Source organism: Acidovorax sp. GW821-FHT10E03 (genome assembly GCF_059415205.1).
The window spans coordinates 85392-110594 of record NZ_JBWKMU010000007.1 but is presented as its reverse complement, the minus strand read 5'-3'; the positions used below and the strand labels follow the sequence as shown (position 1 = coordinate 110594).

The window sequence follows — 25203 nt, the reverse complement described above, 5'->3', positions numbered from 1 at the left end:
CACACGCTAGCGAGAATTCCTTGATCCTCGCGCCAGATAGGGGCTTGAAAGCGCTGCGGCCCAGATGATTCTGGTCGTATGGAAACACAGAACGCCACACCAATTGGCCCGCTGTATCACGGAACCCGTGAGTCTAGTGCCCGGCATATCCTGCGTACGGGCTTTCGACGCGGGCGCTCACGCAGCTATACCGGCACAGGTGTTTGCCTCAGCGAGTCCATCACGGTGTCGTATGAATACGGTACGTACGAGACAGGCGGCTGCGTGCTTGAGGCATGGCTGGCACCGTCTGCGCGCTGGGCTGACGGAATCGGAAGCGATGAAGGCCAGGGTGAGGGCGACAACCCATGGGATGGATTTTTCCTGCGTACGGGTTCGGATGCGGTGCGAGGGTGGGGCGGCAATGTCTGGGTTGTCTGGAATCCGGCGGTGCTGCTGTCGGTACGCAGACTGTCGCACCGAGAGGCGATCCGCCGTATGTGTGCGGCGTTCGACGCCGATGGCCCCAACTGTGGCTACAACGGCGTGACCTCCGAATACGCTGCCCTCTGGTGGGGTTGTGAAGCACAAGATCTGAATCTCACGCGCTTTCCCGAAGAAGAACGCGCACTACGCCAGCGCCTGCAGCGTTTTGTCGGGCGCAGTCGTTCCGCCCAAGCGGATACGCTGCTCCGGCCAGAGGCTGGTGTCTGATCATGCAGCAGATCGAACTGCCCGGCTTTGCGCCATCCGTTGCGTCGGCGCGCTGCAGTAGTGCGGTGGCGGGGCGCTTCAGCATCGCGCCTGACCCCATGATTGAGCTGGCGCTTGCGGGCAACGCCCCGGCGTATGTGGGCGTCAGTGGAGGCAAGGATAGCCAGGCGCTGGCCTATCGGGTACAGGAGCATCTCGATGCCCTGGGCCACAGTGGCGTGAGGGCACTAATCCATGCCGATCTGGGGCGCATCGAGTGGCGCGACTCGGCCCCTGTATGCGAGCGGCTGGCGCAGCGCCTGGGCTGGGAACTGGTGACCGTGCGCCGACCCGCAGGCGATATGCTCGACCGCTGGCACTCGCGCTGGACGGCCAATCTCGAACGCTATCGCACGCTGGCATGCGTGAAGCTCATCATGCCGTGGAGCTCGGCAACGCATCGTTTTTGTACCAGCGAGATGAAATCACAGATCATCGCGCGGGCGATCCGAGCACGGCACCCGGCTGGGCCGGTGGTTTCAGCGGTTGGGCTGCGCTAGGAAGAAAGTACGGCCAGGGCGCGCCAGCCTGTGGCGAAACGGGATTCGGGCCTTTCGCGTGTGCGAGGCGTGGGGTTGGCATGGAATGCCATCATTCACTGGCCGCGCCAGGATGTGCTCGACTACATTGCCCAGCGTGGGGGCGTATTGCACGAGGCCTACCGTATCTATGGAAGCTCACGAGTTTCCTGTGCCTTCTGCGTACTCGCCTCACGTGGGGATCTCCTGGCGGCTTCGCGTTGCGAAGACAACGCCGAGATCTACACCGAGTTGGTGCAGCTCGAAGCGCTCAGCACGTTCTCTTTTCAATCCGGCTACTGGCTAGGGGATGTCGCTCCGGCGCTGCTCACACCCGTTCTCCGGTCGCAGCTTGCCGAGGCCAAGGAGCGTGCCGCGTCGCGGCAGGAGGCCGAAGCGGAAATCCCCGCGCATCTGCTGTACCAGTCCGGTTGGCCGACATGCCTGCCGACGAACGCCGAGGCCCGGCATCTGGCGTCCATACGGCGGCGTGTTGCGGAAACGGTGGACATCGCCGTGGACTTCGTTGACGGCGAGTCGGTCATGGCGCGCTATGAGCAGATGATGCTTGCTCGACACGGCTCCAATCGCTCTGCAATGGCTTAGGCGGCACAGGCGCTGATCTTGAACACACTTGTTTTGGGGTGACGATGGGGCGCGTACACATAGGAGGAACTCGACAATGCCACTGGAGCAGCAGCTATTGGGACGCATTAGCCAAGATGATCGGCGCAGCCTGTCCGAAGTGGCAGGGCTCTTGCGCAGGGCCTTGCGGGCATGGAACCAGATCAGTCCCGACAAGCAATGCGAACTCAACGCCATGCACCACGACGAAGGCTCGCTGGCGCTGTGTCTGCGCAGAGCAGAGCAGGCGGCGGATGAGTTGGTGGAAGGCACCAAGGACGCGTGACGCACTAGGTTGAACTCAGGCAGGGCAGAAGCCGCGTGGCCTGAGCGGGCAGCGCCAGACCTTGAATCTCATCCCTTCCGCGAGACCATGAAGGTATCCGACAAGGAGAGTTTCATGGACACACCCACCAACGCCACCATGACCCTGCGCCGCATCGTGCAGGGCAAAAACCCCCGAACCTACTTCGATCCCGAAGAGATGGCAGAGCTTGAGGCGGGCCTGCGAGCCGCTTGCCGCGTCATCATGCCGATCTTCATCCGACCCATTCCGGGCACCGACCTCTACGAGATTGTGGCGGGCGAGCGCCGCTGGCGCGCTGCAAAGAACGTGTTTGGCGACGACTACGACATGCCGGTGGTCATCGACACGCTGAGCGACGAGGACGCCGAAGCCTTTGCGACGATTGAGAACCATCACCGCGCCGGCATGTCGCATGCGGAAGAAGCCCATGCCGCCCAGCGTAGGCTGATGCGCTACAAGGGCGACAAGGCCGAGGCTGCCGCCTCGCTGGGCTGGAAGCCGGAGGTGCTGGAGAGGCGGCTGGCGCTGCTGACCTGCACGCCCGCCGTGCTGGAAGCGCTGACCCACCGCAAGATTCAGTTGGGCCATGCCGAGCTGCTGGCCGGTGTTCCTCCCGACAAGCAGGACAGCGTGCTGGCAGGCATCATTGAGCGCAAGGTGCCAGTAGGCGTTCTCAAGGAGCAGCTTGGGCGCTTTGCCCGCCGTCTGGCCGATGCGATCTTCGACACGGCGCAGTGCTCGGCCTGCCCGCACAACTCGGCCCGCCAGTCCGGCCTGTTCGACGAAAGCCTGGGCGAAGGCTTCTGCCAGCACCCCACTCACTACGACGAGTTGACGGTCCAGGCCATCGAAACCAAGGCCAAGGGGCTGTGCGAGCAGTATCCCGTGGTTCACATCGTCAAGGCTTCTGATGGCTTTTCCCCACTGCCCGTCGCAGCGGATGGCGAGTTGGGGGTGGGGCCGGAGCAATACAGTGCCTGCCAAGGATGTGCATCCTTTGGCTGTGCCATCTCGGCTTTGCCTGGGAGCCAGGGCGAAGTTACTATGTCGCTCTGTTTCGATGCTGCCTGCAACAGTCTGAAGGTGTCTGCATGGCGCAAGGCCAAGCGCGCCAGTCCATCGGAGGATGAAGAAGGGAGCACTGACGCTAATGCCGGTAGCTCAGAGAATGCGCGCAGGCGTCCTGTCCTGGCAGCGGCTGCATCGAAGCTCTCTGCGCCGGCCAACAAGACACCCCAGCGCGTGATCGACTACCGCCTGATGCAATGGCGTAAATGGGTGGCTAAGGAACTGATGCAGCAGCCAGAGCGCAATCGCCGCGTCATGGTGGCGCTGGCGCGCTCAGGGCACGCGGGCGATGTGCGCTCCATAGAGTTCGGGCAGGTCGTGAACCGGATGACCGCCAGTCCGATGGAGGGCACGGGCTTCGGGCACTTCCTGGGCGAAGTGGATGCCATCGACGGCCAGCACCTGGAGCTATTGACGCTGGCGGTCACTGCCTCTGCGGCCTTCGGCATCAATACCAGCGATCTGGGGAAGCTGCTCAACTACCTTGAGGTGGATGAGAGCAAGTACTTCAAGTGGGACACCGCATTCATGGAGCTTTTCACGATCAGCGAGTTGGAGGCGCTCTCGGCGGAGGTGGGCTTGATGAACCAGATGGGAGCAACCTACAAGATGGCGCGGGCCAAGAAAAAGGGCGAGTTCATCAAGGAACTGCTTTCCGTCACGGGCTTTACCTACGAGGGAACGGTGCCGATGGTCATGAAGTATCCCCGAAGCGCCGTGGGGACCACGCCGGTGGATGACGGTACAGCGCCATTGCGGGAGAGCGAGGTAGATGAATCCGACGAAGAGGAAGCCCTTCCGGCCTGATCCGCTCCACCACTGGAAAACCTCGAATGCCTTCGTAGCATGGACTCGAAGGCATTTTTTCAAGGAGCAAGCCATGACCATGTTCGAGGAACTTTTTGCACTGGCATCTAGCGCCACCCTGACGCTGGTCATCAGCGCCGATGACAAGGCCGGGCGGATGACTGTCAACGTGATCCCGAAACCCAAGAAAGAAATGGACGAACCCGCTCTGACTCGGGCACTGAGCCTGACGGCCACGCCCGCAGAGTTCGACGCTGAGTTCGTTCAGACCCTCAAGGGCTACCGTGAGGCACGCCAGAGTTTGGCCGAGCAGGCCGAGGCGACCCGCGAAGTCCTGCAAGCGGCCAAGTCCGCATCGGTCAAGAGGGCGGGCGATGCCACCGCCAAGGCGGCAAAGCCGGCTGCGGCACAGACCAAACCAGCGCCCGCCAATACGCTGCCAGCCATTGAGGTGGAGGACGATGAAAGCGGTACGGAGATTCCAGCCGCGCCAGCCGCTGCGACCAGCGACGCCCGCTCCTACGACCTGTTTGGCTGATGTCCCGGTCCTGGCCCGGACTTGAAACAGGGCGGGGCGGCTGGACACTGGTTCCAAGGAGCTTCCCACGGGGGAGGCTCCAGACGACAGGAGCCAACCATGACGATAGCCATCAACGAAATCCAGCGGGTCTACCGCTACAACGGCATTGCCCTGCCTGACGTTCCGGGCATGACGCCACAAGAAGTGCGCGACCTCTACAGCGCCCAATACTCCGAACTGATCAGCGCGGAAATCCAGGCAGGGGAGGTGGTCGGGGGCGTTCAGGAGTACACCTTCCGCAAGGCCGTGGGCACGAAGGGCCGAAAGGCCGGGCAAGCGGTCACGACCGACAATGGGGAGCGCCTGACGGCTCTGATGGCTGCGGCGCAGGCGGAGGCGCAAGGGGCCGCAGGCAGCGATGGCCGGCTCGCTCGGGCACTCAACCGCCGCGGCACCAGGGAGCGGGCAAGGTCATGGGCTGCTTTCGCGTACCACTCGCTGCATGAGGCGCGAGAAGGGCATTCGGAGCGTGTCCTACCGACCAGTGAAATGCTGGTGCCGTTGCCATGATGCCGCTCGCCCTTCCGCGCATCAGCGCCCAGGTGCCGCGCACTATCGTGCCGGGCGCGCTGCTGGCCGCAAATGCGCGCGTATCGCGCTTTCTGCTCACAGCCCAGGCATTTGACGAAGTGGATGTTCCAGCAACCTGGGCGGATTCGCTCGATGCCTGCAGGCAAGCCCTCGGCGCATGGATCAAGCGCCAGATCGGCCCTTTGCACTGCCTGCGACCGCGCTTCGGCCTGTACCTTCTCTCAGAAAACGGCGACTATTTCAGCCGGAACACGAACGACCCCAAGCGCAACCTGGACGTCCACAGTGTGGAGGCATGCTGGGGTGAAGGCCGTGAGCAGGAGTGGCCCGTGGGGGAGGGGCTGACTGCGCTCAATCGCCGTCTGCCAGCCCTGGGCGCGGTCATCCTGCACGTCCTGCGCAGGCAGAGCGCCTGGGTCTATCCGGTGTTCACGCCCGATACCGCCTCTGACATTGCTTCCATGCTGTATTGGTGCGGCGAGGACGATGAGGAAGCTGCGCTCGACATGAACTGTGGCGACGACGAGCAGGAGCGGGAGGCCATGCGGGCGGACATGGTGTCCAAGGCGACTCTCATGGAGGACTATCCCGAATGGGCCAGGGCTTGGCCGCGAGGGCTGGAGCTGCCTCAGTGCTGCAGGCTCTTGCGCCGCGCCGTCAAGCGTCTGTGCAAGCCCTGTGACCGGCCGATGCGGGAACTGGCCGAGCATGCGCTGGCCTTGGGGACACTAGACTTGGACGACCGCTTTCGGCCCGACATCGAGGGCGAGTACATCGGCTTTGGCGCGGTTCTGTCGTGGGAGGCCGGGGACGTAACCACACGGATATACGACGACTTGATCAATATGGCTCATGAAGGCGAGTACGTCGAAACCATGGGTCAGATGCAGATGCCGCTGGATGACCCCGGCGCATTCTCCGCATGGCAACGAGACATGGCCGTGCGCTTCGTGGCGATGCGGCATATCGATGCCTTGATCTTCGGACTGTCGGCGGGAAACTGATGGTCATGGAGGTCACGATCATGAACGAAGCCGAGTTTTCCATACAGTCGCCGACGACCGGCACCGTGCGTCTGAGCCAGGCGGTGCTGATCTATGACGACGACCAAGGCGGCGCGCTGGCCACGGTGCATGAAGTCGAGGAGGTGGATGGCGAGCCCATCATCGGTGTGGGGCAGGCGATGACGCCCCGCGCTGCGATGGAGCTGTCCCGCGCATTGCTCAAGCGCGCAGCCTACGGTGGCTTCCTGCCGGAAACGGTGCTCTATATGTCTGGCGACCTGATCGTCTGGTGGGTGCCGCCAGCCTGCCACCACGTCGCATTCAAGGTGGGGAAGGAACATGCCGAGGGTTTTGGCGGCGAGGAACGGGGGGCATCAGTTCCGCATCCGGGGCTGGTATTCGCGGCGTCGGGGCGGGTGTGGAAGGTCTGGGCCGTCAAGGGCGCACGCCGACCGACACCGGAGACACCTCTGTATCAGGCCCCGTATTTCAATGTGAACGCCCAGGGCACGATCTGCCAGGGCAACGTTCCGGTGCCAGAGGGCACGACGGTCGAGAAGATCACTGCCTGGAACGACGCATTTCTGCATTCCTACTTCACCCACCCCAACGTGCCAGGCAAGCTCGTGAAATTCCGCGGCGGTGCCTACGCCTTCTGGCGCGACATGCTGGACGGCCGCTTTCAGAAATTTCCCCAGGGCGTTCTGGTGGACGCCAAAACCACGCTCTGCGTGCTGCTGGGCATTCAGGAGGGCGCATGACGACGCTGACTCTCGACGCCCGAGACCGCGCGTTGCAGGCCACATGCCCGGTCATCGCCGCGCCGCGCTTCGGCAGCTTGCCTCCGATGGAAAACGGCCAGCGCATCATTCTCGCGGCCAACGGGGTTTTCGTGCAGGTCAAGCTCGACTGGCTCGATTGCATTCAGGAACTGGCCCCGGCCTTGCCGCTACCCCTGCCCTACGGCAGTGTTGCCGAGCGCTTGGTCTTTGCCTTCGGCGTGCTGCCTATTCGGCTGATCGAGGAGTTCATCGAGGCAGGGCGGTGCGGCCTGCCCAACGAAGTCGCCGGGGTGCTGATCTACTCGCGGCGGCGGGGGAGTTTGCGGCTGGCGCTGTGCGAGCCATTGGCATCCTCCCCGGTAAGGATTGAATACAGCGTGCCCAGCATGGAGGCCGACGAAACCGTGGCCGTCGATCTGCACACCCACGGTTGTAGCCGGCCTTTCTGGTCGGACATCGACGATGACGACGACCAGGGCATCAAGGTGGCGGGGGTGTTCGGTTGCCTGCACCAGCCCAGGCCGGCTGCGGAATTCCGGCTGGTGATCAATGGCCGGTTCCGTACCTTGCCCCACCCATGGATGCCCACGAACGAAAGCAGCCCAGCGCCTGCCTTCCAGCCCTCCCTTGAAGGCGGCCTGCTGCGCCGGATACTGAGTCGGTGGCCACTTCCTGGCCGCAGATGAACCCGGAGGACACCCACATGGAACACCTGATAGATCCTCGACTCCTGGATCGCCGCGTCACCATTCATCTGGTCGGTATGGGCGGAAACGGTGCGCAAATGGCTGCCTGTCTCGCTCGACTGGACATAGCCATGAAGGCGCTGGGCCATCCCTACGGCCTGCATGTGTCGGCATTCGACGCCGACACCGTGAGCGAGGCCAACGTCGGCAGGCAACTCTACAGCCGCGCAGACATCGGTCGGCACAAGGCAATCGTGACTGTCCATCGCCTCAACCAGTTCTACGGCCTGGACTGGGCGGCCCATCCGACGCGCTACGAATCCATGCTGGCCGAACGCTATTCAACGCCGAGCGTCGATATTCTGATCAGTTGCGTAGACAGCCGTTCGGCTCGGCGGGTACTGCATGAGGCTGTCACGGACGGGAACCATTCCTACCGCTACTGGCTCGACCTCGGCAACACGGAGGCGACAGCCCAGGTCGTACTAGGGCAAGGCGTCCGGCGCCTCGATAGCCAGCCGGAACCTCGCCTGCCGTGTGTGACCGAGCTGTTTCCCGAACTGCTGGACGAGAGCATCCCCGATGACAACCAGCCATCCTGCTCGGTGCGTGTGTCGCTGGCATCGCAGGGACTATTCATCAACGATGTGGCGGTCCGCTTCGGAGCGCAGCTTCTCTACGAACTGTTCTCCAAGGGGCGGCTGACCCAGCATGGTGCCATGATCAATCTCGACTCCAAGCGCGTCGGCCCTATCGAGGTCGATCCTCGCACTTGGGCGCGGTTTGGGTTCCGGCATCAGGACAACGATCACCAGGAACCAGAATACGAAACCGCCGAGGAGGGCGCACTTTGACAGCGACGATGCAGGAATGGAATGTTCGCGTACGGCGGGCTGGGCAAACCATCCAGGTTGGGCGAGTGACTGAATCCAATGAGGCGCTGGCACGCTGCGCTGCCTAGTCCAAATATGGCTTGTCCGAGGACGAAGTCGCGGAAATGATGCCGGACGGCGTTCACTCGCGTGGTGCGGCCATCTACCCGGACGAGGACTTCGAGGTCTCGCCTGTGGCCTAAAGAAGGGGCATGCTATAGACTGGGCCAGCGGCCCGGCTCTATGTCTGGGCCGCGCAACTTCGCTTCCAATCCACTCCTACCGGGAAGGCTGCCATGGTTCGTAAACGCACGGTTCAACGCACGGCCCAGGAAATCGACGCCGAGATTGCCAAGTTGCAGCAGGAGCGTGAGCAAGCCCTGGCGGCGGAGAAGGCCGGTGTCGTGGCCCGTATGAAGGAGGCCATTGCGTTCTACGGCCTCACTGCTGCCGACCTGGGCCTGGACATTGCCAAGCCCAGGAAGCGTGACAAGGCTCCAAAGGCCCAATCGCCAGCCCGCCGTGTCAAGTACCAGGATGAGGCAGGCCATACATGGTCAGGCTACGGCCCCAGGCCGAAGTGGTTCACCGAGGCGCTCGCCAGCGGCAAGACCGAGGCCGATCTGCTGGCCCCTCCTGCTACTTCATAAGGCTGGTGCAGGCTCCGACTCGCGGGGCGGCTTGCGGTCATCGCCATGCTTTGGTAGCGGCGAACCGATGTAGGCCCCCGCCGAGCGCAGGCGGTAGTGCCCAGCCAGTTGTGCCACCGACAGCCTTGCAGCATCATCGACCTCGGCAGGGACTGCCCCTCCACCGCGCACTGGCGGCGCGATGCCGTCAGACTCGGCCATATAGCGGTCGATCGCGGCCTCATGGCGCAGCCCGTGGGAGGTGGCCCCCAGCCCTTCGCGGGTAATGTGAAAGCGCGCCATGATGTAGTCAAAGCGCCGCAGGTTGTGAAGCAGGCTGTGGCGCGGGTCGCCCATGTGGGCATCCTCGCCCTTGGCCACGGCCTGGGCAAACTCCAGGGCCGCTATGCGCTCGGGCGAATCCAGCGGCACGAAGCGCAGCCTGCCGCCCTTCGCCCCTTCCTTGATTCGCACGTACAGATCGGCGCAGCGTTGCTCAGGCGGCAGTCCCGTGGCCTCGAAGGGCACGACGCAGCGGTGCGGAAGAAACATCACTGATTCCTTGCGCCGCAGGCCCATCGTCCGCATCAGCTTGAGCGAAGCACCCACATAGCGGTCATAGGCGCATACCTTATTCACCAGTTCATCAATGCTAATACCTGCTGCGGTCCAGCTCTTGTCCCGTTGCGCATACTCGTGGCGTTGGTACTGAGCGGGTGTCAGGCCGTAGTGGGCGGGTTTGCGGATGAACCCCGGCTTGTCGAGCCACTGCGCTAGCCCTCGCAGAAAGCTCAGGTACGTCTGGATCGTTGCTGGCGCCAGCCGCTCTTTCTGCCACACGACAGCCATGGCTCGGATGTGGCGCTCGCCCAGGTTGCGTGGGTCGGGCACTGTCTTGAAGCCCGCTTTCTGGCGCAGGTCACGGAAGAACCGCCGCAGGAAGTCCCCCCGCTCTTGCCGTGTCTTGTGCGACACGGTTTTTTCCAGCGCGGTGTGCTGGGTGTTGTAGAGGCTGATCAGGAGATCGAGCACCTCCATCGGGTCGGCATGGCCGGGCCGCAGGCGGGCAAGCGCTTCGGCGGGTGGCAGCGTGGCGCGTTCTTGCTGGCGGCGCGGCTGCTGGGTGTCGCGCCATGCGCCGCGAGAGCCTTGGATGCGACGGGGTGTGCGGTGTGGGTTGAATCTGGACATGACAGTTCTCCGGCATGAACGCCATGGGCCGTCCCGGCGGCGCACGGCATGAATAGGTTGGAATCCTTGGGTTCATCGCCTGCGCGGACTCCAGAGCGCTGGCAATGCGTGGTCAGGTGTTTTTCAGCAAGGCGTGCGACCACGAGCACGCCCGCCTACCCAGGGTTTTGCCGGTGGCACGCAGAGGCTGTGTGGCTACCGGCTCGGTCAGTCTTAAAAATGAATACAGTGATCCGTCCTGCTTGCGCATTTCTGCGCTTGACAGGGTTTGGGATGCAACCCGGCCTCAAGGAACACGGGGGAGCATCAGCGCACAAGGTCGCGCCTTGTACGCCATTGGGGGATCAATCCTTGGTACGTAGCGCCATCCACCTGCATGGGTCCGCCCCTTGACCGAAAAGTCCAGGGCAGTGCCAGGTTGACGAGCGGGGACACCCGGGGAGCCCGACAGGGGCCAACACAACCGTGTGCTGCGCACAGTGCGCGTGCTCGATGGGATGACGGGAACAGCGATCAGGCATCGGGTGCCGACCGGGTGAACTGCTCGAATGCAGGGTGCGTGCTCAAGGAACGTCTAGCAGCGACTGCCAGCCAAGCCGTGCATTGCTCTACGGGGAAAACAGCTTCGGGGATGAACTCGGAGGTTCACGCCGAGCCTGACTCAAGGGCCAGGGCTTGAAGAGGCGGGTAACGACCGCAACGCCTTTCGCTCCGCGATGGAGCAGGCCAGGGGGCCTCGGGAGTCTGTAGTTGACATCCATGCGGCCGTATCGTCAATAGCTGGCGGCGCCTTGACCACACAAATCACCTGAGCGGCGGCATTTGCGGATGGCCCTTGAAATTGCAACGTGAGGGACGCTTATTTTTCAACGGCCCGCACGAATGTGGCTGCGCAAGGGCTTGACAACCGTTTGCTTGGCCTCTGGTTCAGACCGTGAGGGTTTCGAGCAGGTGCGGGGAAGTCATCGATGCGCTGCGCAGAAATCCAGGGGCTTGACCCAGGCAAATCCAGTGAGACCGTAGTCACACACGGAGCAATTGGAAAAGCCGCTCACGAAGTAGTCGACTTGGACAAGGTTTGCCGGCGGATGCAGTGCAACCCCAATGCAAATGGAGTGCGAGAACGAGTGTTTTTCAGGCGATTTCCGTGTGGAAGGTCAGCGCCACCCAGCGGATGCTGATCACTTTCCAACTTGCACAGGAGAATCTTCATGGAACATGTCGTCAGAGCCGTTGACGTCGGCTTCGGCAATACCAAATACGTCAGCAGCGTATCGGGCAGCGAAATCCGCTGCGCCAGCTTCCCTTCGATTGCTTACCCGAGCATGCGCGAGCCATCGACCCAACCAGGCTACGAGCGGCGCAAGACGGTGGCGATCCCGATCAATGGCCTCTTCTACGAAGTCGGGCCGGAGGTCGAACTGGCGGCCGATACTTTCCGGTCGACCCAGATGCATGATGGCTATATAGAGACGCCCGAGTACATGGCGTTGCTCCGTGGGGCTCTGGCCATGATGAAGCAACCCGTGATCGACCTATTGGTTGTTGGTTTGCCCGTCGCGGCACTTGCCACGAAGAAAAGCGCATTGGAAAAGCTGGTCGCGGGGACGCACGATTTGGGAAGCGGCAAGAGCGTGCTCGTCCGCAAAGCCCTTGCGATTGCCCAGCCCCAGGGGGCGTTGGTCGATTTTGCGGTCCAGCATGGGAAGGGCAGCACCATCGAAAAGGAGCAGAGTCTGATTCTTGACCCAGGCTCGCGTACCTTCGACTGGCTTGTGGCCCGGGGCATGCGTCTGGTACGGGCCAAGAGCCATTCGGTGAACCGCGGCGTCTTCGACATCCTGCAGGCGATCTCTGCCGAAATCGGGCACGACATCGGAACACCCTACAACGACATTGACGCGATCGATCTGGCGCTGCGCACGGGCAAGAACCCGGTGATCTATCAGAAGGCCTACGACATCTCGCGAGCCATGCCCATCGCTCATTCCATCGCCCAGCAGGCGGTGGCCTCAATGATGCGATGGGTGGAGGCCAGCTACAGCTTCCAGAACATCATCCTGGTCGGCGGTGGCGCCTACTTGTTCAAGAAGGCCGTGAAGGAGGCCTTTCCCAAGCACCGGATTCTGGAAATGAAGGATCCGCTGCATGCCAACGTCCGGGGCTTCCAGATTGCCGGCATGAACCAGGCCTCCAAGCTTTTCGGTGGCAACGCGCTGGCGGGTGCTGATCAAGGAGGTGTGTGATGGATGACAGCGTAATCCACAAGCTGGAGACTATTCGCTTGATGTTCGAGCTCGACCGTGAAGACGATCCCAAGCTCTATGACGATTTGATCCGCTTTAAGAAAGGTACCAAGCGCATCAACCGCTTGCGTTTGCTGGCGCATGAAGGGGTGCTGGGTCAGTCCATTCCGGCCGCACTCTCGGTCCAGGCTGCTCCTGCCCTGGGTGGAAATGGGGCTGCGGACAGTGAGGCGACAGGAAGTGCCTTCCAAATGCCCGCAGCAACGGATGTATTTGCCTCTCCACTGGAGAGCTGAAAACCAATGGGAGAGTCTGAAATGAATGACACGAACTACCTGTTCATGCATGGGCGAGTGCATGACATCGTGAAGGCATCCCCGGCACCGGATGCCCATATCCTCTCGCTGGAACTGGATCGAGGTCGGTTGATGGATCTTGCCATTGGAAAGTTCGACCATCCTCTCAGATTGGGCGATGTGGTGAGCGTAGCTGTCGAGCAAGCAAGGCCGCGGCAAATACTCGTGCTGGTGAATCACACGATTGGCGATGGCACGGTTTATCTGGAGCAGGGCTCATTCAACTGGTCTAACAGGGGGCTAGTCGGGACAGGCCTGGGCATAGTGGTGTTGTCCGGACTGGTCTTTGACTGGTGGGCAGCGCTGGCTGCGCTGGTCTTTACTCTCGTGTTCTGGCTGGCCGTTGGATGGCTGGCATGCCAACGAGGCGATCAGCAGGCAACTGAAGTGAGCTTCCTCTTGGACCGGGATTACTTTCTCTGGCATGCGGAGCGCCGACGGGAAGGGTGTGCGCCATGAGTCGCCCAAATACCCGAGTAAGCCGAAGCATCGGCCCCAGCGTCAGTGCATCTGAGCTCGCCCAGATGGGGGTCTGCGAGCAGTTGGTGCAATTCGAGCACCGGTACGGCCAGCGGCGCTCTGCACAGCAGCGCGCCGACATGGCCCGAGGGGATCAAGAGCACTTGCGCTTCTACCAGGAAGGACTTGCAGAACGTAAGGGGCGTTGCTTCATTGCCACCCAGGTGTACGGTGAAGGCCCCGAAACCGCATTGCTCAGACAGTTCCGCGACCAGGTCCTGCGTGCTCTGCCCTTCGGGCGAGTGTTCATTTATGTCTACTATCGAACCGCTCCGTCGGTATGCCGTGTACTGGATGGGCGGCCGCAGCTCACCTGGGTAGTGCGAGCGCTGCTCGAGCCAATCGTTTGGATGACAGCTCGGATAGTGAAGAGCAGCAGGGGAGGGCGGAAAGATGGCTGAATTCTTTTTCGTCGCCTTGATACTGGCAGGCGTCCTGTTCTGGTGGTGGAGTGCCAGGCGGAGCGATCAGCGCTGGATGCCCAGGGAAATACAACGTGGCACACTGGTGTACGCGGAAACGCGCTTTCGCGCACCGGGGCCAGTTGTACTGTCCGCAAGGGTAGATCGTGCTTACCGGGTAGCAGGCAACCAGCTCGTTCTGGTCGAGCTGAAAACCCGTCGGATCAATCGAACCTATCTGTCCGATGTGATCGAGCTGTCAGCGCAGCGGGTGGCGATCATGCGGCAGACAGGAGAGCCGGTCTTGACTCGCGCATATGTTGTGGTAGACGTTCAGGGTGGCAGGCGCGTATCCCACAAAGTCGAGCTCATGGATGACAACGAGGTCGATGCTTTGATCGTGCGCCGTCAAGCAGTTCTGGATGGGCATATTGAGCCACGACGTACCTGTGTGCGCCAACTGTGCAGAAAGTGTGAATTCAGCAAAGAATGCTGGACCTCTTGTTGCTGCGTTTCCCGGCTGAGTTGACCAATTGTGATGCGATTGACCAGTTTGCTGGTGGTGACCGGCTGCGTTCGCCACAAGCAGACATTCAGACAATCAGACGCGAAGGAACTTCAAATCCAATGAATCTGCGTGTTCATAAGCGTTACCGGTGTGGTTTTCTCTTCGTGTTTGTAGCATTGGCATTGGCTGGCGGAACAGCGGAGGCATGTGTAGTTTTTGGACTTAACTCGAAAATCCCTTTATCTGGACACCAATGAAAAAATGCGCTTACTGTGGACGGCAAGTTGCACTTACCAAGGAACATATATGGCCAAAGAATCTCATCTCTCAAAATGAGATGACGCATGCATACAACCCCAAGACGGAGAAGTTTCACCAAAGCGAGCCTGTCATACGCGATGTATGCGAACCCTGCAACAGCACCAAACTGAGTCAGTTAGATAACTTTCTCGCGGAGGAATTCGAGAAAACCTTCGCAAACATAGTCCAACGTGGCTCTGGCGTGGAATTCAATTATTCATACCAGCAATTGCTTCGGGTTATTCTAAAGATCTCGTACAACGCATCCCGCGCTGCTAACAATTTGAAGAATACCTCGACCCTAGCAAGGTTCGCGAATTACATCTTGGACGGCGGTTACGCGCCACGAGCCATGCTGAGACTGCAGATAGTCACTCCCGGAAGAAGGGTCGAACTATCAGGAAAGGAATTGGACGAAGTGGTGCCAAAGCTTTTCCGAAGCGCGGTGATTGCTTATAACGGACGGCTTGGAAATCGCTTCCTAGTAAAACTCGTGGCCATCAATAGCTTCTGGTTCTACCTCGCTGTCTCGCATAAAAACGAGCCTGACCATATATGGCGTGAGTTTGCAGAAGGCTTGGATGGGTGGACCATTCCGCTTGGCATTCCTCTCAGTGCCAGTGACCGCAAATTGGTCATCTCTCGGGAGCAGACCACGTGGTTCGACCCCACCGGACTATTTCAAGGCCATGGAGCAGGTGGCGATGCGGCCAGGGTGAAAGTGGAGGTCTGAACCCGCCTCTACCGCGGTGCATGTCCGGCAGAACGCGGCCAGTTGCAGCCTGTCAACTCAACGATTGCCGCCACCCAAAGCAGTCATTGCAGTGATAGGTCCGCTATCCCCCCGAAATCGGTCAATCATGGACAGCTCGCAGATAGATTGCATGAGCGGTTGGCTGCGCATCTGGCGAGTTGGCGCTCCGCGCATGTTGCTTACTTTCGAACTGCTCCACAGCCGACCTTCGTACTAACGATCAATGTCGTGCGGGGCAGTGCAACGGAGCAGCACTGTCTTGAACAGAAAGTGGCAGAGCTGGGCCGAGGAAAATGCGCGGAGGGGGTGGGACCGCTAGGCCTTCCCCTTGAGGCAAGCGCAGCGAAGGCGTCCGGGATCGAAGCCCGCAGGGCCGAGATTGGCGCAGCGGCTCAGTTCACGACAGTGCGATAGGCCGAAGGCGCCGATTTACATTCCTGGCTACGTGTGACTAGAATGTGCGAACGAACCGCTGCTTGGCCGAAAGCCCAGCAGTAGTGACTGACATCACTTCAACCGACGAAATCGGAGCACCTATGAAGACGCAACCCGTCTACTCAGATCTTTTCGCCTGCCTGTACGACGAACCCGAGCCAGTCGGGCGCCTGGGCCGCGGTACCCACTACTCCGTTTTCCGCACCGCTGAATGGCTCGATGTCGTGCGCGATCCGCTTCCCGTTCCGCAGGTCCATGACTTCGCGGTCATCTGGGACGAAGACCACGACACGCGTGTGATAGAAGCCGTCGAAGCCATCTACATGGCCGGCCTGCTCTCCCCTGTCCAGTTCATCGGCGAGCGCAAAGGAACACTCTATGTGGTGGTCGCGGCCAAGTTCTACTGGAATTCGGAACCGCGCCTGAAACAGTATCTGGTAGAGCTGAACGCTATTGCGAAGAGGTTGCCGAACGGCGACGTGTGGTCCATCGAACTCCTGTTCTTCGACCGCTCGCCCTCGTTTCCCCCGACCGATCCGCACCAGACCAAGATTGACGGCCTGGTCAACGACGAATGTCACAAGGTTGTCACCTACCTGCGCAGCATCGACATGCTGTGGAGCCTCGGTACGAAGGCTTGGAGACCGGCTCCCCACGGCCCAACCCCGTCCCCCTCCATTGCTACGCCGCGCCCGTTATGGCTTCCTGAGCCCATTGCGGCGGCAGGCTCTGCCCCCTGGCCGCCCACTAAATAACGTACGAGCGGCTTGGCCAAACGTCCGCTGTTGACAGCGCAGCGCCAGCATGCGGATGACGGCTTCGTGCCTCGGAGCGTGAACCTAGCGACGTTCTGAGGAAGACCACCTCACTGCAATTTGCGCCAGCCGTGCACGATGTTGGCGTTGATGCCGTGGGCCATTGCCACCTGTGCCACCGAGGCGCCGGGGGCCGCGCACTCCGCCAGGATCTGCGCCTTCAGCGCCGGGGTGTGGTTGCGGCGAATCCGCTTCTTGTCCGTAGTCATCGTGTCCAGCATCAGTTGATCGTGGACACGATCGTTGGCCAGTCAGCTCGCCGGTTCAGGATGGGACGGCTGGCCCCTTACGGCTCAGGGTCGAATCTGTGACAGTTGCAGATCATCCATCCTCCAGACATTGAAGTGAGCTATGGCCAATTTTGACGATCCGCCTTGCATCCTGTACGCTGTAAAGACGCAAAGCTAGAGAGCACAAGATGAGCGATTGGGATTTTCTACATGACATGCATAACCAAGGCTACTCTGCAGATGAAATTGCAGATGCAGCAGCAGTTGGATACGCACCATGGCAAGCCAAGTACATCCACTTCGGGGATCAGCCGACGAAGCCATTTGCAGAGAAAAAAGTTGCAATACAACCTTCCAAAGCAGCGCCTGCCGCACACACAGCCAAAGCCATACAAGCCATGGAAATGCTTAGGCAGGCTGGAATCCTCACTCGGCCTCAGTTCCTAGCTTGCAAAGCTGCCATCCTCAAATGAAAAAAAGGTGCCCCAGAGCGCCTTTTATGCTTCACACAGATGGGATCTGCGTGACAACTCTGGGGCGAACAGCGTCAATCACGGATTGACCAACCGCAGGCGGTCACGACCATCGAACCGGTCAGCGATAGCCGGCAAAGGTCGTCAGTTCAACCGGAATACGCTTGATGCTCCTATGTGTGGGTGAGTTCAGCGTTTTGAGCGATAGGGAATTGCATATGACTCTCCATTTTTGGAGTCACCATATTGCTGGCCGGTAGTTCGAAAACAAAGCAGTGGCCGGTTGGATTTATCTAGGCAGGTACTCCATTCGAGGTGAATCCCCTTTTTTTCCAGATCTGCAACGCGCGCATTGAGGGTTGAAATTTCGTCCCGGCGCATTTGCAGTTCTTCAAAGCTTGGAAGTAGGGGCAGAACTAGGAGCCAGGCTGCAAGTCCTAGAGCCATTAGGAAAATGATGAGTCCCATAAAGATTTTTAGGCTCAGCCGTCTTCCTGCAGTTCGGTAGCGTTTCGCAGCGGCTTCCGCAGCAGCATCTGCCTCAATGAACTTTTCATGCAGCAACTCGGCCGCTTTTTTTGCCGTAGTTTCGGCAGAAGAGCCGATTTGCAAAGTTACGTTCGTAGCCAACGCAGATACATTCTGCGTCACCTCGCTACGTAATCGGTCTAGAGCCTTGAATGCCTTATCTGCAGCTTCCTGATTCTCGATGCCTGTAGTCAGTATGGTAGAGACAATCTCTGCCTGAGCACGGATCATCTCATCGTAGGTTTTGTATTCAGCGGCTGAAGTCTGGCCCATCATTGCTTCGATCTTGTTTGGGTTGATGTTCGTGGCTCAGTGCCTTATCGCGTGCATGCGACACTTCCAATTGATAGCTGCGTCCAATCTGGTTGACGTGCTCGTTGATCCACTCCGAGAGCATCATGTTCAGGTCCAGTAGATCCCGGATGGGGGCGAATCTCAATGTGCCGTTTGGCTCTACCAGTAGAAGGAGCCCTCCGGTTCCCGACTCGGTACTCCCGTTGATTGTCCTGACACAAAGCAGGTAGTCGCGAATCTGGCTGCTACTGTAGGTCGCACGCTGGTTTGCAACATCATCGGCAATCGATCGCACCAGATCTTCCAGTCGATGGGTTGGTGGAACGCGAGGTTTTGGAAAGGCGTCCAGATAAGGGAGCGTACGCAAATTGAGGCTTGCTTCCGTCGCCTTTGTTTCGACATACCAGTGAACTTCCCGTGAAATCTCGGCCAGGCCTCTATCCTCGAGCACCTTTTTAAGGGCTACATGCTTGCCTCGCTCTTTGGATAGATTCGCACCTTCGGCCTTGAATTCGAGCAGGCGGACGACTCCAGTGAACTGCAGGAGCACGTCACCAAGTAGCTTATCCACCGGAGTTTGCTGAAGCAGGTTGATGGAGCCCATGAATGGACCGTCTTTCCGCCGGTCACGAATGGCGTAGCCAAGTGCAAAGAGAAAGTTGCCGATGGTGATGTTCTCGTATAGCTTCAATGCGCGCGTCCTCTCTCCAATTTATTGCGTGAGGCTTAGTGATGATCCCTCCTGACTCAAGCAGGCCTGCAGTGCCTTTAGACGCAGAACACGCAGGTCATATCACCGCGTTTCATAGGGCGGCTCTGGTGCGATTTCGGCCTAATTGCCAGCCATTTTTCGCTAGATCGCGCCCTGGCATCTCCGCACGCTTGGAAGGCGCAGATGTCTTCCCGAATCAGGTGTTCCGAATGTGCAGCCTAACGCATTGAGCGTGGGGTTGAAAACACGTTTGCGACTGTTTTTATTGGTTTGCGGGACGGGCATTTGAGCTACGTCGCAGCAATACCAAGGAGAACAGCAATGGCTGGAATTGAAAAGCTGACCGCGCTGAAGGTCAGCAAGACTGCCAAGGCCGGCAAGTACTCAGATGGCAAGGGGTTGTACCTGCAGGTCACCAAGCAGTTGGTCAAGAGTTGGGTCTTCCGCTACGAGCGCGGCGGTAGCGAGCATTTCATGGGGTTGGGCCCTACCCATTCTGTGGGGCTGGCCGAGGCGCGGGAGGAGGCCACGAAAGCTCGTCAGCTTTTAAAGCAGGGTATCGACCCCCTGCAAGCCAAGGCAGAGAGGTTCGCCCGAAGCTTGGCGGTACAGGCAAGTAACAAGGTCTTTGACAAGTGCGTTGAAGAATACATCAAGAGTCACAAGGAGTCCTGGAGTAACGCCAAGCACCGCAAGCAATGGGAGGCCACTCTGACCCAGTACGCGAGCCCGCAGCTTGGAAAGATGCATGTTCGGTTGATCAATACGCCTTTGGTCATGCAAGTTCTCGAGCCGATCTGGAAAACAAAAACGGAGACGGCGAGCCGGCTGCGTGAGCGGATGGAACGGGTACTCGCATGGGCGGCAACCCAGGGCTATCGTGAGGGCGAGAATCCTGCGCGATGGGATGGCCACTTGGAGGAGCTCCTGCCTAAACCTTCCAAGATCAAGAAGGTGAAGCATCATCCATCGCTGCCCTACATGAAGATGGGGGAGTTCTGGCAGGCTCTGGGTCAGGAAAAAGGTGTTGCTGCACGAGCACTGCAGTTCACCATTCTTGCGGCTAGTCGTACAGGAGAGGTGATCTATGCAAAGTGGACGGAGTTCGACTTTGAGGCCAATGTGTGGGTGATTCCTGGCGACCGAATGAAGGCCGGCCGGGAGCATCGGGTCCCGCTTGTGGACGAAACGCTGGCCATACTTGAGCGCATGAAGGGGATGGATCCGGTCTGGGTCTTCCCTGGTGCGAGGCATGGCAAGCCCATGTCGAACATGGCCATGCTCAATGTGCTCCAGCGCATGGGGAGGTCGAACATTACAGTTCACGGGTTCCGCTCAACGTTTCGTGTCTGGGCCGCCGAACAGACGGAGTTTCCGAGAGAGCTGCCAGAGATGGCGCTGGCTCACTCCGTAGGAGCCGCGGTCGAGGAGGCGTATCAGCGGTCGGACTTGTTCGAGCGGCGGCGTGAAGTCATGGCTGAGTGGGCCAACTGGTGCAAGGCGCTGCCTCCCAGCGAGACGACTTGATGAGGGGGAGTGCCATGATCCAGGCTTTGAATTCTTGGGCGGAGGCCGGCTTCTTTGAACCGTGGACCCACGGCTCGATCCCCGTCTGGGGGCGTGATCGTGCGCGGAAATTGGCTCCTCCGCCCAATTCGACCGATCCCCGCCTCGATCCCCGGCTGCGCATGCGATTCTGTGGAACGGGACGGAATTAAATGAGACGATCTTTCGCCGAAGCCCATTATTTCTGCTATAGTTGCGGTCTTCGGTGAGACGACGTGAGCCACTAACAAGGCAGACGTCCACTCCGCCAGTCAAAAACCCTTGCAGGTCTTTGATATGCAAGGGTTTTTCTTTGGTGTCATCCAGAGAATCGTGGGGGTATAGCTCAGCTGGGAGAGCGCTTGCATGGCATGCAAGAGGTCATCGGTTCGATCCCGTTTACCTCCACCAAGGTTTGTTATCGGTTAGTTCCAAGGTTTTGACCCTATCGTCTAGAGGCCTAGGACATCACCCTTTCACGGTGAGTACCGGGGTTCGAATCCCCGTAGGGTCGCCAAGTTGTAGCGCTTGGCTTGTGTTGATGAAATGCAAGCGAAAGCTGCCTGCCAGGAGTGGTAGTTCAGTTGGTTAGAATACCGGCCTGTCACGCCGGGGGTCGCGGGTTCGAGTCCCGTCCACTCCGCCAGATTCACATGGCACAGCCCGTCGCTGGTTGTGCCGTGGTCCAAATAAACGGACTGCAGTATTGATTGCTGCAGTCCGTTTTTCTTTGCCCATTTCCATTTGTTTTGTGGGTTTCATGGCGGATATCGGTCTTGTGCGCCGGCGGCACGGAATCACCGCCACCCACCCCTGCATTGACGGCATGGCGGCGGGCTCCTGCTCTTCCCTCATCCCAGTGACTGCAGGGCCGCCACGGTTTCGCGCAGGCCCCGGTGCAGGCGCTTGTCCCGGCGCATGACGACGGCCAATGTGCGGCGCAGGGGTGGCGACAGCGGCCGTACTTCGAGGCTGCCCTGGTGCCCGTCCCGCACGGCCATGCCCGGCAGCACGGCGCAGCCCAGGCCGGCCGCGACCAGCTCCTTGATCGCCTCCACGCTGCCCAGCGACATGGCCGGCTGCAGTGCCACCCCCGCCCGCGCGAACCAGGCATCGGCGATCCGGCGGGTGTGGCCGCCGGGCTCGTACAGCAGCACGGGATGCCGCGCCAGTTCCTTGGCGCCAATCCGCGCCGGCAGCGCGGTGCCTCGCGGGGCGATCGCGACGAACGGGTCGTCCAGCAGGGGTGACACCTCCAGCATGCGCCCGCTGGCGGGCAGCGTGACCAGTCCCAGGTCCAGCGTGTTGTCCTCCACCGCCTGGACAATGTCGGCCGTGTTGCCGGTGCGCACGGTGATGTCGAGGCCGGGAAAGCACTGCCGCAGCGACCGCAGCACCGGTGGCAGCAGGTAGATGCAGGCCGTCGCGCCGGTGCCCAGGCGTACGCGACCGGTGGCACTGTCGGCATGGCGGGAGACGGCCTCCAGGGCCTCGGCCACCACCGCATCGATGCGGCCCACATGGGCCAGCAACTCGGCACCCGCCGCCGTGGGGCGCAGCACCCGGCCGACGCGCTCGATCAAAGGCGTGCCCAGGCGCTTTTCGAGCTGGCGCACCTGCAGGCTCACGGCCGGTTGGGTGAGGTCCAGGCGCTGCGCCGCGGCAGAGAAGCTGCCGAGTTCAAGGGCGGTGGCAAAGCCGTGAAGCTGGTCGAGATTGATGCGTTCCATGGCAAAGAATTTCTCATACTTTGCATAACTTGAGAAAGCTTCTTTTATGCATGGAAGCTTGCCACACTGTCGGTCATGCACACCTCGACGACCATTCCCCTGCCCATCTTGAAATCCACTCTGCCAGCGCCACCGAACCGGACTCGCGCAGCAGCCGCCGCCGGGCGCGCCGCACCCGTGGTGCGCGGCGCCAGCGAGAACGACCTGTCCGCCATCCAGGCGCTGTACGCCCACCACGTGCTGCACGGGCTGGCTTCTTTCGAGGAAATACCGCCGACGGTTGATGAACTGCGCGCACGGCGCGCTGCCGTGGTGGCTGCCGGCCTGCCCTATCTGGTGGCGGAACTGGACGGCATGGTGGCCGGGTTTGCCTACGCCGCGCCGTACCGGGCCCGGGTGGCCTACCGCCACACGGTGGAGGACTCGGTGTACGTGGCGCCCGATCTTTCAGGGAGAGGCCTCGGGGCTGCGCTGCTGGGCGAACTCATCCGGCATTGCGAGGCGGGGCCGTGGCGCCAGATGCTCGCGGTGGTGGGGCAGGGCGATGACAACGCCGGCTCGATGGCATTGCATGCCCGCATGGGGTTCGAGCGCATTGGTGCACTGCGCTCCGTGGGCTTCAAGAAAGGCCGCTGGCTGGACACCGTTTTGATGCAGCGGCCGCTGGGTGCAGGGGATTCGGTGCTGCCCGCCGCGCAGCCGCCGCGCCCGGCGCCGCAGCGGCACGCGGCCTAGGCTGGCGGACGCACCGCCGCGCCCCGTGGCGCCTGGGGGAAGCGCCCGGCCTCCGCCCTGGTTCTTCCATGAAAAAGCCCCGGACAAGTCCAGGGCTCGGGAATCATGGGGGAAAATGTTCCCAGCGCTTTCGCAACAAGCGCTGGATGCTATAAATTGAATAGCATCAGCGGGGTGCGAGCCGGATCGCGCCGTCCAGGCGGATCACTTCGCCGTTGAGCATGTCGTTCTCGAAAATGTGCTGCACGAGCTTGGCATAGTCCTGCGGCGTTCCCAGGCGGCTGGGGAAGGGCACTCCGGCCGCGAGCGCATCCTGCACCTCCTGGGGCATGCCAAAGAGCATGGGCGTGCCGAAGATGCCGGGCGCAATCGTCATGTTGCGGATGCCGTTGCGGGCCAGGTCGCGCGCGATGGGCAGGGTCATGCCAACCACGCCGCCCTTGGAGGCCGAATAGGCCGCCTGGCCGATCTGGCCGTCGTAGGCGGCCACGCTGGCGGTGGAGATCAGCGCGCCGCGCTCGCCCGTGGGCTCGGGGTCGTTCTTGCACATCGCCTCGGCGGCCAGGCGGATCATGTTGAAGCTGCCGATGAGGTTCACGGTGACGGTCTTGCTGAAGACGGCCAGCGCGTGCGCACCGTTCTTGCCGACCGTCTTTTCCGCGGGTGCGATGCCCGCGCAGTTCACCAGGCCCATCAGCTTGCCCATCGAAACGGCCTTCGCCACCACGGCCTGGCCGTCGGCCTCGCTGCTCACATCGCACTTCACGAAGGCACCGCCAATGTCCTTGGCCACGGCCTCGCCTTTTTCCGCCTGCATGTCGGCAATGACCACCTTGCCGCCCTGGGCGGCCAGCATGCGCGCCGTGCCTTCGCCCAGGCCGGACGCGCCGCCGGTCACGATGAAAACCTTGCCTTTGATGTCCATGTTCTGTCTCCAGTGAGTGACGTTAACGTAAACGTCAATTATGGCGCATCCGCCTGGTTTCCGACAGGCGAAAAAAAGCCCAGCGAGGCCGGGCCTGGCGCAAACCCCGCGCCGCGGGGCCGCACGGGCGGGTTACTGGAAGCCCACGCGGTCCAGCATCTGCTGCACCTTGGTCGTGTTGGCGCCCACCGCGCTGATCGGAATGGTCTCGCTCTTGAAGGGCGCACCGCCGGTCATGGCCTTGAGAGCGGGGTTGTCGATGCTGACGCCCTTGGCGGCGGGCCATTCGTTGTTGCCGTTGGCAAAGTAGTTCTGCGCTTCAGGGCTGACCAGGTACTCGAGGAACTTGATGGCGTTGGCCTGGTTCTTGGCGTGCTTGGCCACCGCGCCGCCGGCAATGTTCAGGTGCGTGCCCCAGGAATCCTGGTTGGGGAACACCACGCCGACCTTGTTGACCACGGCCACGTCCTCGGGCTTGGTCGAGCGCATCATGCGCGCGAGGTAGTAGCTGTTGGTGACGGCGATATCGCATTCGCCCGCGGCCACGGCCTTGATCTGGTCGGTGTCCCCGCCCTTGGGAGGGCGCGCCAGGTTGGCCACCATGCCCTTGAGCCAGGCCTCCGCCTTCTGTTCGCCCAGATGTTCGGTCACGGCGCCGAAGAGGCTCAGGTTGTAGGGATGCGAGCCGGAGCGGATGCACAGCTTGCCCTTGTTCTTGGGGTCGCCGAGCTCCTCATAGGTGTCGACGTCCGACTTCTGCACCTTGATCTTGCTGTAGACGATCACGCGTGCGCGCGTGGACAGTCCGAACCAGGAAATGCCCCCGTCTGCCGCTGGCGCGCTGCGCAGATTGGCGGGAATGGCGTCGCTGAGCACCTTGGACTGGATGGGCTGGAACAGGCCGTCGACTTCCCCCTTGTAGAGGCGGGCGGCATCCACCAGCAGGATCACGTCCGCCGGAGATGCCGTGCCTTCGGCCTTCAGGCGTGCCAGGATGCCGGCGTCGTCCGCATCCACGCGGTTGATCTTGATGCCCGTGGCCTTGGTGAATCCGCTGTACAGCGCTTCGTCGGTGGAGTAGTGGCGGGCCGAGTAGAGATTCACCACCTGGTCCTGGGCGGAAACGGCGCCGGCGGCAACGGCCAGCGTGCACGCGCTCAACAAGGCTTTCACAGTCTTCGACATGGATGCGTCTTTCAAGGTTGTAACTCTGGCGATGATAAAACAAACGCGAATTATTCTTAATAAATGTCTGGGGCGCGCCAAGGAATTCAGAGGGAATTCCTGACGCAGCGCAAGAGCCGGAAGGGTGTTGCCAGGACACGGGCAAAAAAAAGCCCGGTCATGAACCGGGCTTTAAAAGGAT

Annotated in this window: 29 protein-coding genes and 3 tRNA genes; 25 read left to right on the top strand and 7 right to left on the bottom strand. The window is 61.0% G+C overall.

The window, feature by feature from the left end:
- The first annotated feature begins 78 nt into the window (after nucleotides 1–78).
- The 12 genes from AC07OD_RS13870 (at nucleotide 79) to AC07OD_RS13815 (ending at nucleotide 9161) form a co-directional block, all read left to right on the top strand.
- Complete coding sequence (locus tag AC07OD_RS13870) at nucleotides 79–693, top strand: hypothetical protein (protein ID WP_494597182.1); 615 nt, start codon at nucleotides 79–81, stop codon at nucleotides 691–693.
- Between the two features lie 2 nt (nucleotides 694–695).
- Entirely contained in the window at nucleotides 696–1232 is a 537-nt protein-coding gene (locus AC07OD_RS13865) for an adenine nucleotide alpha hydrolase family protein (protein ID WP_494597181.1), read from the top strand.
- Between the two features lie 75 nt (nucleotides 1233–1307).
- Nucleotides 1308–1856, top strand: a complete 549-nt coding sequence (locus AC07OD_RS13860) for a hypothetical protein (protein WP_494597179.1) — start codon at nucleotides 1308–1310, stop codon at nucleotides 1854–1856.
- Nucleotides 1857–1932: 76 nt separating this feature from the next.
- Complete coding sequence (locus AC07OD_RS13855; protein ID WP_494597177.1) at nucleotides 1933–2160, top strand: hypothetical protein; 228 nt, start codon at nucleotides 1933–1935, stop codon at nucleotides 2158–2160.
- Between the two features lie 114 nt (nucleotides 2161–2274).
- Nucleotides 2275–4056: a PRTRC system ParB family protein gene (locus AC07OD_RS13850; protein WP_494597175.1), complete on the top strand. Its 1782-nt coding sequence runs from the start codon at nucleotides 2275–2277 to the stop codon at nucleotides 4054–4056.
- 73 nt (nucleotides 4057–4129) lie between these two features.
- Nucleotides 4130–4594, top strand: coding sequence for a PRTRC system protein E (locus AC07OD_RS13845; RefSeq protein WP_494597173.1), 465 nt, complete (start codon nucleotides 4130–4132; stop codon nucleotides 4592–4594).
- A 99-nt stretch (nucleotides 4595–4693) separates the two neighbouring features.
- Complete coding sequence (locus AC07OD_RS13840; protein ID WP_494597172.1) at nucleotides 4694–5146, top strand: PRTRC system protein C; 453 nt, start codon at nucleotides 4694–4696, stop codon at nucleotides 5144–5146.
- Nucleotides 5143–6171: a PRTRC system protein F gene (locus AC07OD_RS13835; protein WP_494597170.1), complete on the top strand. Its 1029-nt coding sequence runs from the start codon at nucleotides 5143–5145 to the stop codon at nucleotides 6169–6171. The genes AC07OD_RS13840 and AC07OD_RS13835 overlap by 4 nt, the downstream gene beginning before the upstream one ends.
- A 20-nt stretch (nucleotides 6172–6191) precedes the next feature.
- A complete protein-coding gene (locus AC07OD_RS13830; protein WP_494597168.1) occupies nucleotides 6192–6932 on the top strand; it encodes a PRTRC system protein B in 741 nt (246 codons plus the stop codon).
- Nucleotides 6929–7639 (top strand): PRTRC system protein A, encoded by a 711-nt coding sequence (locus AC07OD_RS13825; RefSeq protein ID WP_494597166.1) that lies wholly within the window; start codon nucleotides 6929–6931, stop codon nucleotides 7637–7639. The genes AC07OD_RS13830 and AC07OD_RS13825 overlap by 4 nt, the downstream gene beginning before the upstream one ends.
- 17 nt (nucleotides 7640–7656) lie before the next feature.
- Complete coding sequence (locus AC07OD_RS13820) at nucleotides 7657–8493, top strand: PRTRC system ThiF family protein (protein WP_494597164.1); 837 nt, start codon at nucleotides 7657–7659, stop codon at nucleotides 8491–8493.
- A 314-nt stretch (nucleotides 8494–8807) separates the two neighbouring features.
- Entirely contained in the window at nucleotides 8808–9161 is a 354-nt protein-coding gene (locus AC07OD_RS13815; RefSeq protein ID WP_494597162.1) for an H-NS histone family protein, read from the top strand.
- On the opposite strand, the gene AC07OD_RS13810 is transcribed toward AC07OD_RS13815, so the two are convergent.
- Complete coding sequence (locus AC07OD_RS13810) at nucleotides 9156–10331, bottom strand: integrase domain-containing protein (protein WP_494597160.1); 1176 nt, start codon at nucleotides 10329–10331, stop codon at nucleotides 9156–9158. The two genes, AC07OD_RS13815 and AC07OD_RS13810, sit on opposite strands and share 6 nt — an antisense overlap.
- A 1211-nt stretch (nucleotides 10332–11542) precedes the next feature.
- Here AC07OD_RS13810 and AC07OD_RS13805 point away from each other — a divergent pair.
- From AC07OD_RS13805 to AC07OD_RS13775, 7 genes are all read left to right on the top strand, one after another.
- Nucleotides 11543–12577, top strand: a complete 1035-nt coding sequence (locus tag AC07OD_RS13805) for a PRTRC system protein D (RefSeq protein WP_494597158.1) — start codon at nucleotides 11543–11545, stop codon at nucleotides 12575–12577.
- On the top strand, nucleotides 12577–12873 hold the full coding sequence (locus tag AC07OD_RS13800; protein WP_494597156.1) for a hypothetical protein: 297 nt from the start codon (nucleotides 12577–12579) through the stop codon (nucleotides 12871–12873). The genes AC07OD_RS13805 and AC07OD_RS13800 overlap by 1 nt, the downstream gene beginning before the upstream one ends.
- Nucleotides 12874–12894: 21 nt before the next feature.
- Nucleotides 12895–13392, top strand: a complete 498-nt coding sequence (locus tag AC07OD_RS13795) for a hypothetical protein (RefSeq protein WP_494597154.1) — start codon at nucleotides 12895–12897, stop codon at nucleotides 13390–13392.
- Nucleotides 13389–13853, top strand: a complete 465-nt coding sequence (locus tag AC07OD_RS13790; RefSeq protein ID WP_494597152.1) for a CFI-box-CTERM domain-containing protein — start codon at nucleotides 13389–13391, stop codon at nucleotides 13851–13853. Before AC07OD_RS13795 ends, AC07OD_RS13790 begins: the two co-directional genes overlap by 4 nt.
- Nucleotides 13846–14382: a PD-(D/E)XK nuclease family protein gene (locus AC07OD_RS13785; protein WP_494597150.1), complete on the top strand. Its 537-nt coding sequence runs from the start codon at nucleotides 13846–13848 to the stop codon at nucleotides 14380–14382. The genes AC07OD_RS13790 and AC07OD_RS13785 overlap by 8 nt, the downstream gene beginning before the upstream one ends.
- 316 nt (nucleotides 14383–14698) lie before the next feature.
- A complete protein-coding gene (locus AC07OD_RS13780) occupies nucleotides 14699–15394 on the top strand; it encodes a hypothetical protein (RefSeq protein WP_494597148.1) in 696 nt (231 codons plus the stop codon).
- Between the two features lie 557 nt (nucleotides 15395–15951).
- On the top strand, nucleotides 15952–16605 hold the full coding sequence (locus AC07OD_RS13775) for a hypothetical protein (protein WP_494597146.1): 654 nt from the start codon (nucleotides 15952–15954) through the stop codon (nucleotides 16603–16605).
- A gap of 110 nt (nucleotides 16606–16715) precedes the next feature.
- Here the strand turns inward: AC07OD_RS13775 and AC07OD_RS13770 are convergent, their stop codons facing one another.
- A complete protein-coding gene (locus tag AC07OD_RS13770) occupies nucleotides 16716–16874 on the bottom strand; it encodes a transposase (protein WP_494597144.1) in 159 nt (52 codons plus the stop codon).
- 209 nt (nucleotides 16875–17083) lie between these two features.
- On the opposite strand from AC07OD_RS13770, the gene AC07OD_RS13765 reads away from it, so the two are divergent.
- Complete coding sequence (locus tag AC07OD_RS13765; RefSeq protein ID WP_494597142.1) at nucleotides 17084–17368, top strand: hypothetical protein; 285 nt, start codon at nucleotides 17084–17086, stop codon at nucleotides 17366–17368.
- A 189-nt stretch (nucleotides 17369–17557) separates the two neighbouring features.
- Here the strand turns inward: AC07OD_RS13765 and AC07OD_RS13760 are convergent, their stop codons facing one another.
- Nucleotides 17558–18172: a hypothetical protein gene (locus tag AC07OD_RS13760; RefSeq protein WP_494597141.1), complete on the bottom strand. Its 615-nt coding sequence runs from the start codon at nucleotides 18170–18172 to the stop codon at nucleotides 17558–17560.
- Nucleotides 18147–18881, bottom strand: coding sequence for a hypothetical protein (locus tag AC07OD_RS13755; RefSeq protein ID WP_494597139.1), 735 nt, complete (start codon nucleotides 18879–18881; stop codon nucleotides 18147–18149). The genes AC07OD_RS13760 and AC07OD_RS13755 overlap by 26 nt, the downstream gene beginning before the upstream one ends.
- A 342-nt stretch (nucleotides 18882–19223) precedes the next feature.
- Between AC07OD_RS13755 and AC07OD_RS13750 the strand changes: the two genes are divergently transcribed.
- The 4 genes from AC07OD_RS13750 to AC07OD_RS13735 all read left to right on the top strand — a co-directional run bounded on the left by AC07OD_RS13750 (nucleotide 19224) and on the right by AC07OD_RS13735 (nucleotide 21093).
- Nucleotides 19224–20429, top strand: a complete 1206-nt coding sequence (locus AC07OD_RS13750) for a tyrosine-type recombinase/integrase (RefSeq protein ID WP_494597138.1) — start codon at nucleotides 19224–19226, stop codon at nucleotides 20427–20429.
- A 353-nt stretch (nucleotides 20430–20782) separates the two neighbouring features.
- Nucleotides 20783–20858: transfer RNA gene (locus tag AC07OD_RS13745), tRNA-Ala, on the top strand.
- A gap of 30 nt (nucleotides 20859–20888) precedes the next feature.
- Nucleotides 20889–20964: transfer RNA gene (locus AC07OD_RS13740), tRNA-Glu, on the top strand.
- Between the two features lie 52 nt (nucleotides 20965–21016).
- Nucleotides 21017–21093: transfer RNA gene (locus tag AC07OD_RS13735), tRNA-Asp, on the top strand.
- A gap of 205 nt (nucleotides 21094–21298) precedes the next feature.
- On the opposite strand, the gene AC07OD_RS13730 is transcribed toward AC07OD_RS13735, so the two are convergent.
- Nucleotides 21299–22177 carry a LysR family transcriptional regulator gene (locus AC07OD_RS13730; RefSeq protein WP_494597136.1) on the bottom strand — a complete coding sequence of 293 codons (879 nt, stop codon included), beginning with the start codon at nucleotides 22175–22177 and terminating at the stop codon, nucleotides 21299–21301.
- Nucleotides 22178–22285: 108 nt separating this feature from the next.
- On the opposite strand from AC07OD_RS13730, the gene AC07OD_RS13725 reads away from it, so the two are divergent.
- A complete protein-coding gene (locus AC07OD_RS13725) occupies nucleotides 22286–22912 on the top strand; it encodes a GNAT family N-acetyltransferase (protein ID WP_494597134.1) in 627 nt (208 codons plus the stop codon).
- A 166-nt stretch (nucleotides 22913–23078) separates the two neighbouring features.
- Here the strand turns inward: AC07OD_RS13725 and AC07OD_RS13720 are convergent, their stop codons facing one another.
- Nucleotides 23079–23837, bottom strand: coding sequence for a 3-hydroxyacyl-CoA dehydrogenase (locus AC07OD_RS13720; RefSeq protein WP_218297505.1), 759 nt, complete (start codon nucleotides 23835–23837; stop codon nucleotides 23079–23081).
- Between the two features lie 132 nt (nucleotides 23838–23969).
- The gene (locus AC07OD_RS13715) at nucleotides 23970–25022 is read right to left on the bottom strand and encodes an extracellular solute-binding protein (RefSeq protein WP_218338760.1); all 1053 of its coding nucleotides are present in this window, start codon (nucleotides 25020–25022) and stop codon (nucleotides 23970–23972) included.
- Between the last annotated feature and the right edge of the window lie 181 nt (nucleotides 25023–25203).

What these genes read in the sequence shown, in the direction of transcription:
- AC07OD_RS13870 (WP_494597182.1), top strand. Translation starts at nt 79, where the DNA reads ATGGAAACACAGAACGCCACACCAATTGGCCCGCTGTATCACGGAACC.
- AC07OD_RS13865 (WP_494597181.1), top strand. Translation starts at nt 696, where the DNA reads ATGCAGCAGATCGAACTGCCCGGCTTTGCGCCATCCGTTGCGTCGGCG.
- AC07OD_RS13855 (WP_494597177.1), top strand. Translation starts at nt 1,933, where the DNA reads ATGCCACTGGAGCAGCAGCTATTGGGACGCATTAGCCAAGATGATCGG.
- AC07OD_RS13850 (WP_494597175.1), top strand. Translation starts at nt 2,275, where the DNA reads ATGGACACACCCACCAACGCCACCATGACCCTGCGCCGCATCGTGCAG.
- AC07OD_RS13845 (WP_494597173.1), top strand. Translation starts at nt 4,130, where the DNA reads ATGACCATGTTCGAGGAACTTTTTGCACTGGCATCTAGCGCCACCCTG.
- AC07OD_RS13840 (WP_494597172.1), top strand. Translation starts at nt 4,694, where the DNA reads ATGACGATAGCCATCAACGAAATCCAGCGGGTCTACCGCTACAACGGC.
- AC07OD_RS13835 (WP_494597170.1), top strand. Translation starts at nt 5,143, where the DNA reads ATGATGCCGCTCGCCCTTCCGCGCATCAGCGCCCAGGTGCCGCGCACT.
- AC07OD_RS13830 (WP_494597168.1), top strand. Translation starts at nt 6,192, where the DNA reads ATGAACGAAGCCGAGTTTTCCATACAGTCGCCGACGACCGGCACCGTG.
- AC07OD_RS13825 (WP_494597166.1), top strand. Translation starts at nt 6,929, where the DNA reads ATGACGACGCTGACTCTCGACGCCCGAGACCGCGCGTTGCAGGCCACA.
- AC07OD_RS13820 (WP_494597164.1), top strand. Translation starts at nt 7,657, where the DNA reads ATGGAACACCTGATAGATCCTCGACTCCTGGATCGCCGCGTCACCATT.
- AC07OD_RS13815 (WP_494597162.1), top strand. Translation starts at nt 8,808, where the DNA reads ATGGTTCGTAAACGCACGGTTCAACGCACGGCCCAGGAAATCGACGCC.
- AC07OD_RS13810 (WP_494597160.1), bottom strand. Translation starts at nt 10,331, where the DNA reads ATGTCCAGATTCAACCCACACCGCACACCCCGTCGCATCCAAGGCTCT.
- AC07OD_RS13805 (WP_494597158.1), top strand. Translation starts at nt 11,543, where the DNA reads ATGGAACATGTCGTCAGAGCCGTTGACGTCGGCTTCGGCAATACCAAA.
- AC07OD_RS13800 (WP_494597156.1), top strand. Translation starts at nt 12,577, where the DNA reads ATGGATGACAGCGTAATCCACAAGCTGGAGACTATTCGCTTGATGTTC.
- AC07OD_RS13795 (WP_494597154.1), top strand. Translation starts at nt 12,895, where the DNA reads ATGAATGACACGAACTACCTGTTCATGCATGGGCGAGTGCATGACATC.
- AC07OD_RS13790 (WP_494597152.1), top strand. Translation starts at nt 13,389, where the DNA reads ATGAGTCGCCCAAATACCCGAGTAAGCCGAAGCATCGGCCCCAGCGTC.
- AC07OD_RS13785 (WP_494597150.1), top strand. Translation starts at nt 13,846, where the DNA reads ATGGCTGAATTCTTTTTCGTCGCCTTGATACTGGCAGGCGTCCTGTTC.
- AC07OD_RS13780 (WP_494597148.1), top strand. Translation starts at nt 14,699, where the DNA reads ATGACGCATGCATACAACCCCAAGACGGAGAAGTTTCACCAAAGCGAG.
- AC07OD_RS13775 (WP_494597146.1), top strand. Translation starts at nt 15,952, where the DNA reads ATGAAGACGCAACCCGTCTACTCAGATCTTTTCGCCTGCCTGTACGAC.
- AC07OD_RS13770 (WP_494597144.1), bottom strand. Translation starts at nt 16,874, where the DNA reads ATGACTACGGACAAGAAGCGGATTCGCCGCAACCACACCCCGGCGCTG.
- AC07OD_RS13765 (WP_494597142.1), top strand. Translation starts at nt 17,084, where the DNA reads ATGAGCGATTGGGATTTTCTACATGACATGCATAACCAAGGCTACTCT.
- AC07OD_RS13760 (WP_494597141.1), bottom strand. Translation starts at nt 18,172, where the DNA reads ATGATGGGCCAGACTTCAGCCGCTGAATACAAAACCTACGATGAGATG.
- AC07OD_RS13750 (WP_494597138.1), top strand. Translation starts at nt 19,224, where the DNA reads ATGGCTGGAATTGAAAAGCTGACCGCGCTGAAGGTCAGCAAGACTGCC.
- AC07OD_RS13730 (WP_494597136.1), bottom strand. Translation starts at nt 22,177, where the DNA reads ATGGAACGCATCAATCTCGACCAGCTTCACGGCTTTGCCACCGCCCTT.
- AC07OD_RS13720 (WP_218297505.1), bottom strand. Translation starts at nt 23,837, where the DNA reads ATGGACATCAAAGGCAAGGTTTTCATCGTGACCGGCGGCGCGTCCGGC.
- AC07OD_RS13715 (WP_218338760.1), bottom strand. Translation starts at nt 25,022, where the DNA reads ATGTCGAAGACTGTGAAAGCCTTGTTGAGCGCGTGCACGCTGGCCGTT.